We start from the raw sequence: 13,278 nt of genomic DNA on the forward strand, positions 1-13,278 counted from the left end.
TTCGTCGACGGGCGGCGTGGGTATGCCCGTCGAGTCCGGAGAAGACCGATGCCGCGTCACCAGAACACCGCCGCCCAGCGCGCCCGCCAGGCCCAGCGCGAGACCGGGGGCAAGTACACCGCCGAGCTCTGCAAGACCCAGGCCGGAAGCCGGCCCGGGCCGTTCACCCTGGGGTATCTGCTCACCGCCTGCGGGACCGCGCCGGACTGGACCGGCGAGAACCCGGTCGTCGACCCCGAGTGGGCACCGGAGATGTTCGACTTCGCCCCGCTGGGCGGGCCCGTGCCGTACTCGGCCGTCCTGCTGCTTCTCGGTCTGCTGGCACCCGCGAGCAGGTCCACCGAGCTGGAGCTGGAGTCCCGGAACGGCTTCCACTCGCTGATCGTGGCGTGCGACGGCCGCCGCTTCGAGATGGTCCTGACCCAGGACGACTACGTCACCGAGCACTGCCGCGTCCCCGGCTGCGAACTCAGTCCGGTCTCGGCGCACTCGATCCCCTACTGCGCCTCCCGGCACCTCGCCGAGCGGTCCGAGGACGAGCTCGTCGAGATGGCCGCGGAGTGGGGGAACGCCCAGCACGAGGAGTTCAGCGTCCGGAGCCCCGCCGCCGTGCCGCTGGGCGAGGAGGGCGACCACCTCATCGCGGCTGCCGTCGCCCAGTGCGCCTTCTTCCCGGTCCAAGCCGCGCTGATCGAGGCGGCCTACGAGCGGCCGGACATGGTCGACGTCGTGCACTTCGGCGAGTAGGCCGTGGCCGTGCAGTACGCGATGGACACTGAGTACTTCCGGCTGATGCGGGTGGCCGAGGCCGCTCGTACACGCATCCAGAAGGTCGCCGGCGGACGCTGTGCCTGTGGTGCGGCGCTTCAGATCGGCGCGGGACCGAAGGTGCCTCCGCAGTTCTGCTCGGCCGCCTGTGCGGCCGCCGCAGGGCGGTAGCGGCGGCACAACCGCCCTGGTTGGCCCTGTCAGACCTAATAGGTCCGACAGGTGCCGGCCTCGGTCGAAGGGTCGCGCTGCGGGGGAAGTTCGATCAGCCGCATGTTCGCGACGGTCGCCACCGGGACCTTGTACCGGCCGAGCAACGCGTGGACCCACCAGCGGGTCAGCACCTGGGTGAGCTGATCGCCCAGCGTCGCCCGGTAGACCTCGCCGAGGAACACCTCGCGCTCCGTCCCCTTCAGGAGCCGCAGCACGGCGCCAATGGTGGGCTCGTTGTTGCCCAGGGCGCGGACGCAGGTGAAGTCGGCCTCGTCGACGTCGCCCCACTCGATCGCGGGGCCGTCCTCCTCGTCGGCCAACGTGAGCTGCACCGGCAGAGTGACGACCAGCTCGTCGGGCACACAGTCCTGGAGCGCGGCCACGGCGTCGGCCGTGATCGACTCCGTGAGGCGGCGTACGGCGTCCTGCGGGGTGTCGGCGCCCGTGCCAGTGAGCCCGAGGGCCGGGCAGTGAGCGGTGTAGAGGGATACGGAGCTGACCTTCCCGCGCTTCCGGACGATGCTGTGGGTGATAACGATGACGGCATGCATGCGCTGCACTTGCGGTCCGCTCCTTCGTGGTCCGGCTGGAGAACGGGCCCGGCTGGTGAGGGCCGCGGACATGCATCCGCCCCGGCCGAGCCGCTGGGTCTAACGGGTCCGGGCGGGGCGGGGGTGCGCTGTGTCAGGCGAGGCCGGCGGAGGCGTTGTCGTCCTCGGCCACCGCTGATTCCATCTCGTCGTCCCGGCCAGCGTGCTGGTGCGCCACGGCCAAGGCCGTCGCCCGACCGAACATGTAGGGGCTGGTTCCGGTGAAGCGAGCATGCTGCCAGGCGCTGCCATCCCAGTGGCGGGACTGGGCACTCCCCTCGAACACAGCCCACTGCTCGGGGTTGTCGGGGTCACGGGCGACAACGAACTCGCCGACGGCCTGGCCTCCGCGCCGGGGGCCGGGGACGCGATATTCGGAGACGAAGGCCGCTGTCTCGGCCGCCGACGCCTTCTCCTCAGCCTCCCACTGCCGGAACTGCTCTTCGTTCTCGGCGTCGTAGAAGCGAACCCTGCGCCAGCGCGTGGTGTCGAACGCCTCGTTGTCCCCCCAATGGGAGGCGACGGCGACGAGATCGTTCCATGTAGTGGAAATGTTCTGGATGCGCCGCAGGCCCTTCAAAGGGTCCTCCTGCGCGGCAGCCACGACGTCGGCGCCGAACTCGTGGCGGAGGGAGCCAGCGAAGCCGGGCACGATGGTGCGCAGGGCGGCGTTAGTCCGGTACTCCTCGGTGCCGACCCTCAGGGACTGGCTATTGAGCAGGTCCAAGAGGAAGTCGGTGATCGCGTCCACGTCGTCCTGGGTGATGTCGACGGCGTAGCGCACGGGCTCGGTGGCCATAGGTGTTCCCTCCCTATCCTTCGGCGACCAGAGTGACCGGACGCCGCCGAACGTTTCTATCGCGTCGGGTGCGAAAGTGCCTCAAGTCGGTCGAGCGGGTCCCAAGATGTCAGGCAAGTCCGGCGGAGGCGCTGTCGTCCCAGCCATTGATCCTGGGCGGGGCGGGTGTCGCGAGCCGACCGGTGAGCGGGTCGCGGTAGCGGATCGTCAGGCTGAGGATCGCCGTAGGCGGTCGCTGGCGATACAAGGCGAAGACGCTGCCCGGACCGACAGCGGCGCCCTCGCGGATGTTGCAGGAGCTGCAGAGCCAGCCGCGGACAAGACCCGTCTCATGATCGTGGTCGAAGACGAGACGACGGCCGTTCTGTCCGCAGACGGCGCAAAGGCCGTCCTGCCAGGTCGCCAGGACCTGGCGGTTGACGTCCGCCAGGGCATCTGCCGTCTCGCGCAGGAGTTCCAGGGTCTTCTCGCTGTAGCCGGTGGTGTCGATGCCGTCCCAGAACCGGCGGCGGACGTCGTCGCGCCCCGGCCGCGTGGCGGACCAGGACCAGCAAGCGGGTTCACCGGCACGAGCGTCCCGCTCCGGGCCGCTCACAGTCCGATGCCGACGAGCGGACTGTTCTTCACGCGGTCGACATCCTCCATGTAGCGGGCCAGGACGCGGGAGCCGTCGGCCCAGCCGCCCGTGCGGGCGATCTCCAGCGGGTCGTGTCCGGCGGCGCGGGCGGCGGTGGCGAAGCCGCGGCGCAGGGAGTGGCCGGACCAGTCGCCGGTCAGGCCGGCGGCGTCGGCCAGGCGCCCGATCACCTCGGCGGCGGCCTCGGCGGTTATCCGTCCCGCCGGGTCGCCGATCGTCCGGCCGTGCCGGGTGAGGGACGGGGCGAGGCGGTCCCAGCGGTCGACGCGGACGAAGAGGGGGCCGTCATGGCGTCCGGCTTCCGCGAGGGCAGTGAGGTAGGTACGCAGGGCGCGGACCGGGCAGGTGGCGGGATCGGTGCCGTACAGGATCGCGTTGGTGGTGTGCTTGCGGACCTTCTTGCGGTACAGGGTCACGTCGTAGCCATGTTCGGCCCCGGTGACGTCGGCGAGGTCGAGGGAAACGAGTTCGGAGACGCGGGCGGCGGTGGCGAAGCCGAGGAGCACCAGGGCGGCGTTGCGCCGACCGGCGAGGGTGGTGCGGTTGGTGCCGGCGAGCATGGCGCGGATCTGCGCGGGCAGGGCCGCGGTCGCCTGCCGCGCCCGGGCGGCCTCGTCCTTCTGCTCGGCGAGCCGGTCCTTGTAGGCGTTGAGGACGGCGCGGGCGCCGCGCATGTTCGGCTTGGCGTGGCCCTGTTCGAGGTGCCAGGTGGTCACGGCGGACATGGCGCGCTCGATGGTCAAGGGTCCGGCGGGGCGGTCCGTGCGGGGCCGGGGGGTGACGGTCAGGTGCCGCACCCACTCCGCCATCGTCTCGGCGGAGGCCGGGACGACCGTGCGGTCCTCCTGGCGGCACCAGGCGAGGTACGCCTCGCGGTCCGCGGCGTACGCGCGGCGGGTGGAGGCGGCCGCGCTCGCCTCGATGGCGGCAACGGTCTCGGCGGACAGGTGCCGGTCCCGCGCGGTACGGACGTCCACCCCGGAGGCGGCGGTCTCGTCGCCGTTCACGAGTTCCGCGTCGACGATGTCGGAGGCCGCCGGGACGGCCAGTGCTCGGCCCGCTGAACTCATGTACTTCCCCTCGCTTCTGACTCTTGAGAAGGAACATTATCAAGAGTCAGAAAGGAGCAACCCCTTCTGGGAAGCGACACCCAACCCCTTCGCGCTCGTTATAACTAACGCGGATAGACCGTTGACTGAAGAGCAAGCCCGCCCTACCGTCATCTTCGTAAGAACGACATCTATCCACGTTCAATCAAACCGGGAGTGCGCCATCAAGATCACCGTCACGGTCGACCAGCCGACCCCGGAGTTCCAGGAGCGCCTCCTGGCGCTCCTGGCGGAACACGCCGCCTACGTGGAGGTCGACACCACCTGGGACCGCGAGCGCGCCCGGCGCTACTACCTCGCCCTGCCGGACCGCGCCCAGCGCATCCTGAAAGAAGCCGCGACCCGGGATGGCTATGTCAGCGCCGACGACCTGCGAGACGGCGAGGACAGCAGCCTGCGCGGCCACAGCGCGGCCCTGAAGCGCATCCTCGACCGCGGCGTCCGGGAAGGCTGGTGGCCTCACGGCATGGAGGCGCCTATCCAGGCCCAGGGCCCCGGCTTCGGCAAGGTGGTCGGCTACCGGATGCCCGACCACCTCACCAGCGTGTTCCGCATGGCCATCAACAACACCTCCCGCGACTGGTAACCGCCACCGCCAGGACCGATCACGAAGGGCGCCCGCACGCGGGCGCCCTTCGTGATGCTCAGGCACGGCCGGCCCGCGAGTCATCCGGGGGGGGCGGACGACTCGTCCTCGCCGTCCGCGCTTCAGGGGATCCAGGCACCGCAGATTCCTGCCCTCGAACTCCGCTGGCCCGTCGCAAAGATTCATGCCGCGTGATTTCAGATCGCGAGGGGGACGACTGATTGTTTGCTGCTTAAGAGAGGGCACTAAAACTTCGTGTACGAGATGGAGTGCGCCCATGAGCCCTCGAGCACCTGCCCCATCCTCTGTCTGGGGTCGACGGAAGACGGCCGACCCGGAGCGGCTGGCCGCCGACCGGAGGCTGCATGAACTGCTCGTCGCAGAACGGTTCGCCGGAAGGCACTTCGAGTTGTTCCGTGATGACTTGTGGCGGTATGGGTGGAACACGGTGCGGGCCTGGATGCGAGACGGCACGATCTATGCGCGGTGCTACGCCCAGCAAGTCATCTTCACGGCACACCCGTCCGAGGTGGAGGAACTCCGGCGGCGGGCGGACCTACGGGAAGACATCGCCGCGCGCTGCGTCGAGGCAGCCGTCGAGGAGTTCATCAAGCTGCTGGAGGCGGGCTTCTGGAAGCCGGAGAAGGGGGCGAGCATCCGCACCCTCTTCATCGGCCAGTGTCTTCATCGCTTCCGGGACGCCTACCGCAGGTGGGCGGGGCCGTACCGGCGAGAGCTGCGGACGATCCTCGGCATGGACCGGGAAAGCAGGGAGCTCGGTCCGGAGAAGAGAACGATCCTGCGTGAGTCCCTCAACCTGATCCTCGCTGGAGCCTCGTGGGAGGCACGGGCGATCTGCGAGCTGATGCTCACGACGGACGCCACCCAGGAGGAGATCGGACAGCGGCTGGGCGGAAAAAGCAGAAAATCGATCGAGCGCCACCTGAGTCGCCTGCGCGGCCGGGCCCATGAGCTTGCTGCAGCCGGGCTCGTCGTGCGCCCCTCGACCTCCTCGGCGGTGGCCCGATGAACAACTCCAGCCCGCTGCCCTCCCACATCCTCCTGTTGCTGCTCGCCGGCGCCTTCGTCGCATACATCGCATACGTGCACCCGGCCGTCGGCGTCGCCCTGCTCGTGGCCGCCGGTGTCGTCACGCTGCTGTACGTGTTGATGAACACCGGCGGCAACGGGCCGACATCCCCCTGATCAAGGGTGCTGGTCCCGCGTACCTGCGAATGCGGGACCAGCATCCCCGTCTCCCTGACGGCCGTGGCCTGGGAGATGGGCCGCCAGGCTCGCCCGGCGCCACCCGGAGGGTGCCGCCGGCCTGAGCAGGTCAGTCGCCCGCAGATTCGGTCGGCATCGGCTCGCCGCTGTTCTCTTGGCCCTCGACGCTGGAGTCCACCGTCGCCTCGGTATCAGAGAGAGCGGCCATCCGTTCACGATGCTGGCGGAGACGGCGTTCGTTCTCCTCTCTGATGGCCGGGGCATGACTCCTCGAGTAGGCAGTGGTCAGCTCCTTGAGTTCTCCGTGGATCTTTCCGAGCCTGTCTTCCACTCTCTTCAGAGGGCGGCTGGCGAGTAGCGTCTCGGCGTAAGTGCCGAAGTCAACGACGTACTCCAGATCCTCCATCGGGCCGTACGGACCTTCACAACGAACGGTGAAGGTGTAGGCCGTGGGCAGGTCGGTGTTCTGGAAGCGGTCCTGCTCGTCGAGGAGGAACTCCAGGCGGCGGCCGGGCGGGAGCATGGGAAAGCTCCGGGAGAGCGCCCGCTGCAGCATCTGCGTCAGGTCATCGCCCCAGCCCGATTCGAGTGGGGGATCAGCCGTAATCTGCACATTGCGGGCGATAGTCGACCCGATGTTCTCCACGACAACCACGAGAACTCCCGAGCCAAGGCCTCCCGGCTGGATGTCGACCACAACGTACGGCTCGTTCTGCTCCCGGTACACCCTCTCCCCGTGCTCAAGCTGCTGCTGAGCAATGACGACCTGCCGTTCAGCGGATTGCGCCTGGCCCTTGGCGTGCGCGACCTGCCGCCAACTGACAAACGCCGCGCATACCGCTACTCCTGCCGAACCGACAGCGATCCAATCTCCTGCATCCATGGGAGGACGCTAGTCCGCAGGTCGGACAAGTTCAGGCGCTTCCTCCGAGTCGAATGCGCCACCGCTGGAAGTCGAGGCCGAGTTGGGGTTCCGAGCGTAGGCCCGGTGGTTGTGTTGGCCTCCCAGCCGTCTTCCCGCTGCATGTAGCCGAGCATCGTGGCGGGCTCAGCCGCCCTGGTCGGCGATGGCGATGGAGTCGCGGCCGACGTGGCGGGCGACGGAGGCCAGGCCGATGCGCAGGAAGCACCCAGTCCAAGCCGTCGGAACCCCAGACCTTCCTTAAAGTTCGATCTCCAGCCCGGGGAGCTCCTGCTCCTCCCAGGGCAGCTCGGAGGGGGGAATCAGGAAAGACTGTGTGGGCTCGTGCCGCCGGACCCGCCCGTCCCGCTGCGGGAGCCTCCTCCCCGCCGCTTGGCGGACGAGCGGCCTGGGGGGCGGGACCGGCGCGTCAAACCACGGGGACGTGTGCATGTCCTTCACCTCAATGGCCTTGCCGTCAATGACGATGTCTCTCTCCTCCGGACGAGGCCGCAGCGCCCGGCTCCACGCTGTGGTCCAGACGTCCCAGTCAGCCTCGGGAACCTCGCATGCCATCAGGAACCCGACGAACTGGTTCCGGCTCCGCGGAATGAGCTGCCGGGTCACGATCCGGTGCGCCGCACTGCGCGGCAGCACCCCGTAGCCGCCGGCCCGTGCCTCCATCAGCCGCACCGACGGCGACCCGGCCCGCCGATACAGGTCCACCAGCGCCTCGATGAGCTCCGGCACATCCCAGATCGCCTCCGGCTTCGGCGCAGGACGCCTGCGGCGCCTGCCGACCACCGCCTCGTGCCGGGCCGCCTTCCACAGCACCAGCGCCGTCTCCGACGACGCGTCGCACGTCCTGGCGTACGACAGCACCGTCGTACGCGTCGGCACCGAGTCTCCCGATGCCGCCCGCTGCAACGTCGTCGCCGTGCACTTCGTCCTGGTGGCCAGCTCCCGGTAGGTCCGGCCCGACCTCGCGCGCTGCTCCCGCAGCCAGCGCGCGAGGTCGGCCAGAGCCCTGTTACTGGTCGTCACCGGACGCTCGGGACGCCCCACGACCGTCCGCTCAGAGGGCGGGCGCCGGACCGGAAGCAGCCTGGAGCACGGCCCGGGCCGCGCGCGCAGGGGCCCCGTTGACCACGGCGACGACCAGAGCCGCCAGCAGCCCCGCGCCAGCAACGAGCTGGAGGACCTCACCCGCGCTCATCCTGCCGAGTGAAACCAGCGCCGAGGCGATCACCACGACGACGATCACCACGCTCGCCTCGGGAAAAGAAAGCTGCGCGCGAACGGACGCCGCGGACACACATGACGCGCAGGTCATGAAGAACACCCCCTGGGTGTGAAGGGTGGTCCGGCGGCCTCCAAGCCGCCGGACCGAACTGGTACTGGCTCCAACCGGGTTACGCACCTAGAACAGTTGACGCTGCTCCGAACGCGGTGCGTGAAGAAGATGTTGGCAGGTCCCGTGGTGGGGGCGGTCTCCCTCGGGAGGGTTGATGCATCGGTGCACACGAGGACTGCAAAGTGATACCAAGATCGAAGTGAGCGATCGGTGATCCTTCGCACCGGTCTGACCTGCGCAGCGGCAGTGAAGCGGGGAAACCCTCGACTGGCTGTGCTATCGGCGTTTTGATGCGCAGCCGCGCCAATCCCGCTTGCACTGTTCTAACCCTGCTGCCACGATCCGCAGGCTGCTGCACCCCGGTGACCGGGGTGCAGTAGCCCCCTGGTTCGCACTGGCTCCAACCACCGCAAACAGGGAACTCCGGGTTCGTGTTGACGCGCGAGCCCACCGGCTGGAGGTCCGGTACGCAGATGCGTACCGGACCTCCAGCCGTACTCGCCCGGCCTCCCTGACCACGGCCGGACAGGGCCAGTCAGGTAAGACCGGCAGCGGCGTTGTCATCCCAGCCGTCCTCGCGCTGCATGTAGCCGAGCATCGAGCGGGAGTGCCGGGCCCAGCCGCCCTGGTCGGCGATGGCGATGGAGTCACGGCCGACGCGGCGGGCAACGGAAGCCAGACCGATGCGCAGGGAGTGCCCGGTCCAGGCCATCGGCACCCCAGCCCGCATCGAGATCCGTTTGACGGCGCGGGTGACAGAGTCCGGGCCCATGCCTCCGGTGACGTGGCCCCAGCGGTCGATTCCGACGAACGCCGGCGTCGTCGGGTCGTTCCACTGCTCGCCGCGCTCGGCAACCAAGCGGGTGCGGTAGGCGGTCCAGGCGCGGACCGGGCAGATGGCGAGGTCGTCGTCGTAGGGGATCTTCGCGGTGCGCACCGAGTGCTTGGTCTTGCCGGTGAGGACGTCGACGAGCAGGCCGCGCGGGTGCAGGGTGATGTCACCGGTGAGGAGCCCGGCCGGGTCCTGGGAGCGGGAGGCGTACCGGAAGCCGGTGAGGATCAGAGCCTTGTCCCTCTCGCCGGTGAGGGTGTCGGGGCAGGCGCGGGCGATGGCGCGCAGGCCGTCGACGTCGGCGCCGACGGCCTGGCCGCGGCCGCGCCGCTCCCCGGCCTGCAGGAGTTTCACCGCCAGGCCCTCCAGGGCGGTGCGGGCCTCGGCCTGGTCGTCGCCGGACACCGCCACGCCGCGCTCGCGCAGTCCGACGACGGCGGCCGCGAGATGGGTGGAGGCTGAACTGGGGGCGTATCCCTTGCCATTCTGCTGGCCCTCGCACAGCATCCACGTCACGAACGCCACCAGCGCACCCCGGCTGCCCTCCAGCTGCGGCAGACCGGTGGCGGCGCAGAACCGGGTCCACACCCGCCAGCTCTTGTCGTAGGTGTCGACGGTGTTGTCCGGGGTGATCTCGGCGACGACTGCGTCGGCCAGGTCCTCGGCCTCGGCCAGCCGCCGGGCAACGTCGACGCCGTGGCGTTCGGCCCACCGCTCGATGAGCTCCTGGCGTTCGGCAGCCTTCGCGTTCAGGGGGGCCGTGACGCTCTCCGGCCTGGGCACGCTACCGCCGGTGATGGTCGTGGCCATGATCGTCACCGGCTGTCCTGAGCGGCAGCGGCCGCCTTGCCGCTGCCTGATTTGGGAGCACCGGAGGCGCAGGCCGGCAGCTCATCCAGGACCGAGAAGTCGAGGTCGACGATCAGCTTCTTGAAGATGTCTGATCTGAGCTCCCGCACGTCCTCCCAGACCGGGATGCCCTGGAAGACCCGGTTGTTGGGGAAGACGTCCATGGACTCGATGCGCCCGGGTACCTGCCCGTAATCCAGCTCGTCCAGCGGCGTGGGGTCGAAGCAAGCGAGGTCCAGCCGGTAGAGCTCGGCAACCAGGTCTATCACTTTCTGCTCGCTGCCGAATCGATCGCGCCGGGCCGCTTCCGCCAGACCCATCTGGGACTCGTTCTCGACCACCAGGCACAGCAGTTGCCGGGCCGCGCGCGTCGCCGTGGCCAGGTGGTCGGCGATGCGGTTGAAGCGCACGACCTCCGTCTGCACCTCCTCGGCGTTGAGGAAGCTGTAGTCGAGGGCGTCCAGCGTCGAGCAGTGCACCGCGGTGACCGCTGCGGTGTGGTCGACGTACTGCTCTTCCGCGCGGCTGAGATCTTCCAGGGCGCGCTCGAAGCGGCTCTCGTGCCTGCGCTTGATCTCTTCAAGGTTTTCGCGGGGGTAGCGGTGCGAGGTTTCGTTGTCGTCGATGAGGCGGTGGTGCTTCGCGCACAGCAGCAGGAGGTTGCCGAACTCACGCCGCTGGTTGTTCGTCATGGTTCCGTCGAAGCGCGGTCCGTTCGTCTCGGCAGCGCGGATATGTGCGATCTGTCCGAACCAGCCGCCTTCTGGCGGCGCTAGGACCTCACCGCATTCGGGCCAGGCGCACTCGTTGCCGCTGAGCATGAAGAGCTTGCGCTGCACCGAGTCCTTGATCACGAGACGCTCGACCGGCGTGTTTACGTCGTCGTGGTCGACAGTTTTCTTGGACATTTCTTACCTCTATGAGCCATATGCCCGTATGAACCGTTTTGCGCCTGATATCGCGTCGGATAAGGAGAGGTTATCCGACGCGATCACGCTTGTCCGCGAATCACGGACGCCTTTCCGATCATGGCCGGATCCGTCAAGGGAAACCTGACACCGGGAATTGTCAGGGCTAGCTTGACGGCCATGACCGACACCACCCTGCCCGCCGACGCCGAGCACACGACGCCCGGCCGCCGCCTCTCCCCCCGCGACGAGTCCCGCCTCTCCTACGCCTCCACCACCTACCTCCTCGCCACGAAGGCCCTGGCCCAGGTCCCCGTCGTCCCCGACCCCGCTCCCGGAGACCTGCTCCGCTCCGCCCTGGATCTCCTCCGGCGCGCCGAACAGGTCGTCGAAAGCGCCGTGGTCGCGGAACGCGAGCGCGGCACCACCTGGGAGCAGATCGGCGCGGCCGCCGGCACCACCCGCCAGGCCGCCCACGAGCGGTGGTACGACGACGTACGCATCTGGTCGGTCACCGGCCGGTCCGAACTGCCCCAGAACAGCCCGAAGGACTCACTGCAGGTCGCCGCCGAGCTCGACTCGCTGTTCGGCACGCTGGTCCCGGAGCGGACCGACGCGGTCACCTCCGGCCTGGACGCGATCCGCTTCCCCGGCTCCCAGGAGTACGAGGCCTCCCTGCGCGCCCGGGCCACCGCCCTGCGCTCCCGACTGGACGTTCTGCGCAAGCGCTCCTCCGAGCTAGCCGGAGAGAAGAGCCGGGCGGCAACCGCAGGCGATTCCGCGGCGGTGGCCACCGCCGCGGAATCGAAGGCCGCGTGCGACCAGGAGATCTCCGACCTCTACCGCCAACTGGTGTCCGTCGAGCCCTCCCTGGCCGAGGAACACCTGCATGAGGCGAAGGGACACTAGGAGGAAGCGGAGGTCTACCGCAGGATTGCCGAGCAGCACGCTTAGCCGTCCGCGCCACTTCGTTCGGGCCCGCCGCTTCCTGCGGCGGGCCCGTCGCACGACCACAGACGCCAATTCGGCGAAAACGGGTGCACGACGCGGCCGAGACCGGAAGGATGTTGATCGCATTGGGGAAGGTCACTGAGCACGCGCCCGGAAGAGAAGACCGGACACGTGCGACCTCCACGGATCTGCGGTCGCGGCTCCCGACCGTCAATGCACTGCCACGTCTTCTTGAGCATGAGAGGAATCGGCGCGCGACGGAGCCCCCCGGCGCGCCGTACGCCCCCGTGCCCGACATCCTTCTCTCCGCCCTGCCCGAGTTCCTCGGGAGCCTGTGCGCCGGCCTCGTCATCGCCGCTGGCACCTGGACCGCCCGGCGGCTGCGTGCCCGCCGCGCCGACAGGACCGGGCCGGACGCCCCGGCCGTCGAATCCCTGCCGCCGGGCGACGGCCATGCCGGTTCGGCATCTCGGCCCCACGAGGAGGCGCAGTGACGCAAACGCGTCGGCCGAAGGCGCACTACCGAGCGACAGATACACAAAGGCATACTCGCATCACTTTCAGTAACTATCGGGGAGGGTGCGTGCTCAAGACGTGGCGCGAGGAGTACCGGGCCAATCAGGCGATGAAGCGGCAGATCGAGCTGGAGCAGTGGGAACAGGAGAAGAGGTGGCGTGAGGAGGATCGCGCCGCGCGGCAGAAGGTTCTCGCGGAGAACGCCGTCGGCCTGGAGGAGCACAACGACAACATCCGGGCGGCCACCGGCGTCTCGTACCTGACCCTGGTCTGTCACGAGGACACTTGGACCTTCATGGCCGTTCGCGCCTTCGGGCAGTGGAAGCCGGTCTGGACCCAGAGCACTCAGGGCCTCTACACCGCCAGTCACGCCCCCAGCATCCTGGAGGTGGGGCGCTTCACCGTCGACCCGAACCTGCCCGAGGGGCGGATCCGGAAAGTCGCCAACGGCCTTGCCCGCAGCGGGATGCAGGAGGTGATCCTCTCCGGCCACAACCTTGCCCAGCTAATGAAGGCGCTGCATGAGGGGGTACAGGAGGACGACGTCGCGGCGTCGGCCCGCTGCAGCCGCCTCTACAACAAGCTCGTCGAGTTCGTGGACCTGCTCGACCCGGGCGCGGAGTCCGGCCAGACCACCGGCGTCCGCTACAGCATCGACGACAGCGTGGACGCCGCCCACGTAAAGAAGAGCTGACCCGGCTGCGGAGCCCGAAGGGCGAGGGCCGCCCCGGCCGGTGACGCCGGGGCGGCCCTGCCGACCCGGCGTCCTGTCTCTGACCCACGGCGCGAAGTAGCCGTCGCCCCTCTCCCCTGCCGCTTCGCGCTCAGTCTCTTCGATGACGGGGCCAACACGTGTGGCCGTGGAGTTCGTTGCTCACGGCGGGCCCCGCTGCCCACTCGCCACCGACCGGAGGACCAGGACCATGCCCGTACCCGACATCGTGCCCGAGCCGGTCGACCAGGAGGCGGTGCTGCGCGCCCGCGTCGGCCGGATGCTCGTCGAGCCCGGGACGATCCCGGAGACGGCGGCCGCCGTGC

General features: G+C 69.1%; 17 protein-coding genes and 1 pseudogene. 8 read left to right on the forward strand and 10 right to left on the reverse strand.

Features of this window, described 5'->3' with window-relative positions; all coding sequences use genetic code 11:
* The first annotated feature begins 48 nt into the window (after window positions 1-48).
* The gene (locus ACIP5O_RS35080; protein ID WP_401301357.1) at window positions 49-747 is read left to right on the forward strand and encodes a hypothetical protein; all 699 of its coding nucleotides are present in this window, start codon (window positions 49-51) and stop codon (window positions 745-747) included.
* 227 nt (window positions 748-974) lie between these two features.
* Here ACIP5O_RS35080 and ACIP5O_RS35085 read toward each other — a convergent pair whose 3' ends face one another.
* The 4 genes from ACIP5O_RS35085 to ACIP5O_RS35100 all read right to left on the reverse strand — a co-directional run bounded on the left by ACIP5O_RS35085 (window position 975) and on the right by ACIP5O_RS35100 (window position 4,077).
* Window positions 975-1,541, reverse strand: coding sequence for a hypothetical protein (locus ACIP5O_RS35085; protein WP_401301360.1), 567 nt, complete (start codon window positions 1,539-1,541; stop codon window positions 975-977).
* 124 nt (window positions 1,542-1,665) lie between these two features.
* Window positions 1,666-2,370 (reverse strand): hypothetical protein, encoded by a 705-nt coding sequence (locus ACIP5O_RS35090; RefSeq protein WP_401301363.1) that lies wholly within the window; start codon window positions 2,368-2,370, stop codon window positions 1,666-1,668.
* A 109-nt stretch (window positions 2,371-2,479) separates the two neighbouring features.
* Entirely contained in the window at window positions 2,480-2,965 is a 486-nt protein-coding gene (locus tag ACIP5O_RS35095) for an endonuclease domain-containing protein (protein ID WP_401301366.1), read from the reverse strand.
* Window positions 2,962-4,077, reverse strand: a complete 1,116-nt coding sequence (locus ACIP5O_RS35100) for a site-specific integrase (protein ID WP_401301369.1) — start codon at window positions 4,075-4,077, stop codon at window positions 2,962-2,964. The genes ACIP5O_RS35095 and ACIP5O_RS35100 overlap by 4 nt, the downstream gene beginning before the upstream one ends.
* A gap of 121 nt (window positions 4,078-4,198) precedes the next feature.
* Here ACIP5O_RS35100 and ACIP5O_RS35105 point away from each other — a divergent pair, with 121 nt between their 5' ends.
* The 3 genes from ACIP5O_RS35105 to ACIP5O_RS35115 all read left to right on the forward strand — a co-directional run bounded on the left by ACIP5O_RS35105 (window position 4,199) and on the right by ACIP5O_RS35115 (window position 5,908).
* Entirely contained in the window at window positions 4,199-4,702 is a 504-nt protein-coding gene (locus ACIP5O_RS35105; RefSeq protein WP_401301372.1) for a hypothetical protein, read from the forward strand.
* A gap of 277 nt (window positions 4,703-4,979) precedes the next feature.
* Entirely contained in the window at window positions 4,980-5,732 is a 753-nt protein-coding gene (locus ACIP5O_RS35110) for a hypothetical protein (RefSeq protein WP_401301375.1), read from the forward strand.
* Entirely contained in the window at window positions 5,729-5,908 is a 180-nt protein-coding gene (locus tag ACIP5O_RS35115) for a hypothetical protein (protein WP_401301378.1), read from the forward strand. The genes ACIP5O_RS35110 and ACIP5O_RS35115 overlap by 4 nt, the downstream gene beginning before the upstream one ends.
* Before the next feature lie 130 nt (window positions 5,909-6,038).
* Here ACIP5O_RS35115 and ACIP5O_RS35120 read toward each other — a convergent pair whose 3' ends face one another.
* Both ACIP5O_RS35120 and ACIP5O_RS35125 read right to left on the reverse strand, forming a co-directional pair.
* The gene (locus ACIP5O_RS35120) at window positions 6,039-6,812 is read right to left on the reverse strand and encodes a hypothetical protein (RefSeq protein ID WP_401301381.1); all 774 of its coding nucleotides are present in this window, start codon (window positions 6,810-6,812) and stop codon (window positions 6,039-6,041) included.
* A 279-nt stretch (window positions 6,813-7,091) separates the two neighbouring features.
* Entirely contained in the window at window positions 7,092-7,580 is a 489-nt protein-coding gene (locus ACIP5O_RS35125) for a hypothetical protein (RefSeq protein WP_401301406.1), read from the reverse strand.
* Between ACIP5O_RS35125 and ACIP5O_RS35130 the strand changes: the two genes are divergently transcribed.
* Window positions 7,567-7,800: a hypothetical protein gene (locus ACIP5O_RS35130; RefSeq protein WP_401301408.1), complete on the forward strand. Its 234-nt coding sequence runs from the start codon at window positions 7,567-7,569 to the stop codon at window positions 7,798-7,800. The genes ACIP5O_RS35125 and ACIP5O_RS35130 overlap by 14 nt on opposite strands.
* On the opposite strand, the pseudogene ACIP5O_RS35135 reads toward ACIP5O_RS35130, so the two are convergent.
* From ACIP5O_RS35135 to ACIP5O_RS35150, 4 genes and pseudogenes are all read right to left on the reverse strand, one after another.
* Window positions 7,734-7,895, reverse strand: a pseudogene (locus ACIP5O_RS35135) (XRE family transcriptional regulator); the annotation flags it as partial. The gene ACIP5O_RS35130 and the pseudogene ACIP5O_RS35135 sit on opposite strands and share 67 nt — an antisense overlap.
* Window positions 7,896-7,905: 10 nt before the next feature.
* The gene (locus ACIP5O_RS35140; protein WP_401301384.1) at window positions 7,906-8,172 is read right to left on the reverse strand and encodes a hypothetical protein; all 267 of its coding nucleotides are present in this window, start codon (window positions 8,170-8,172) and stop codon (window positions 7,906-7,908) included.
* Between the two features lie 547 nt (window positions 8,173-8,719).
* Window positions 8,720-9,826, reverse strand: a complete 1,107-nt coding sequence (locus ACIP5O_RS35145) for an integrase (RefSeq protein WP_401301386.1) — start codon at window positions 9,824-9,826, stop codon at window positions 8,720-8,722.
* A gap of 5 nt (window positions 9,827-9,831) precedes the next feature.
* Window positions 9,832-10,773: a hypothetical protein gene (locus ACIP5O_RS35150; RefSeq protein WP_401301389.1), complete on the reverse strand. Its 942-nt coding sequence runs from the start codon at window positions 10,771-10,773 to the stop codon at window positions 9,832-9,834.
* Between the two features lie 180 nt (window positions 10,774-10,953).
* Between ACIP5O_RS35150 and ACIP5O_RS35155 the strand changes: the two genes are divergently transcribed.
* From ACIP5O_RS35155 to ACIP5O_RS35165, 3 genes are all read left to right on the forward strand, one after another.
* Window positions 10,954-11,682 (forward strand): hypothetical protein, encoded by a 729-nt coding sequence (locus ACIP5O_RS35155; RefSeq protein ID WP_401301392.1) that lies wholly within the window; start codon window positions 10,954-10,956, stop codon window positions 11,680-11,682.
* A 329-nt stretch (window positions 11,683-12,011) separates the two neighbouring features.
* Window positions 12,012-12,218 carry a hypothetical protein gene (locus ACIP5O_RS35160; RefSeq protein ID WP_401301395.1) on the forward strand — a complete coding sequence of 69 codons (207 nt, stop codon included), beginning with the start codon at window positions 12,012-12,014 and terminating at the stop codon, window positions 12,216-12,218.
* Between the two features lie 89 nt (window positions 12,219-12,307).
* On the forward strand, window positions 12,308-12,934 hold the full coding sequence (locus ACIP5O_RS35165; protein ID WP_401301398.1) for a hypothetical protein: 627 nt from the start codon (window positions 12,308-12,310) through the stop codon (window positions 12,932-12,934).
* Window positions 12,935-13,278: the final 344 nt, after the last annotated feature.

The sequence above is a fragment of the Streptomyces sp. NPDC088915 genome (assembly GCF_044749825.1).
In the GTDB taxonomy this organism is placed as follows: Bacteria; Actinomycetota; Actinomycetes; order Streptomycetales; family Streptomycetaceae; genus Streptomyces.

Bases quoted from the DNA above. Each gene is read 5' to 3' on its own strand.
- ACIP5O_RS35080 (WP_401301357.1), top strand. From the start codon at position 49: ATGCCGCGTCACCAGAACACCGCCGCCCAGCGCGCCCGCCAGGCCCAG.
- ACIP5O_RS35090 (WP_401301363.1), bottom strand. From the start codon at position 2,370: ATGGCCACCGAGCCCGTGCGCTACGCCGTCGACATCACCCAGGACGAC.
- ACIP5O_RS35100 (WP_401301369.1), bottom strand. From the start codon at position 4,077: ATGAGTTCAGCGGGCCGAGCACTGGCCGTCCCGGCGGCCTCCGACATC.
- ACIP5O_RS35110 (WP_401301375.1), top strand. From the start codon at position 4,980: ATGAGCCCTCGAGCACCTGCCCCATCCTCTGTCTGGGGTCGACGGAAG.
- ACIP5O_RS35115 (WP_401301378.1), top strand. From the start codon at position 5,729: ATGAACAACTCCAGCCCGCTGCCCTCCCACATCCTCCTGTTGCTGCTC.
- ACIP5O_RS35120 (WP_401301381.1), bottom strand. From the start codon at position 6,812: ATGGATGCAGGAGATTGGATCGCTGTCGGTTCGGCAGGAGTAGCGGTA.
- ACIP5O_RS35130 (WP_401301408.1), top strand. From the start codon at position 7,567: ATGAGCTCCGGCACATCCCAGATCGCCTCCGGCTTCGGCGCAGGACGC.
- ACIP5O_RS35145 (WP_401301386.1), bottom strand. From the start codon at position 9,826: ATGGCCACGACCATCACCGGCGGTAGCGTGCCCAGGCCGGAGAGCGTC.
- ACIP5O_RS35150 (WP_401301389.1), bottom strand. From the start codon at position 10,773: ATGTCCAAGAAAACTGTCGACCACGACGACGTAAACACGCCGGTCGAG.
- ACIP5O_RS35155 (WP_401301392.1), top strand. From the start codon at position 10,954: ATGACCGACACCACCCTGCCCGCCGACGCCGAGCACACGACGCCCGGC.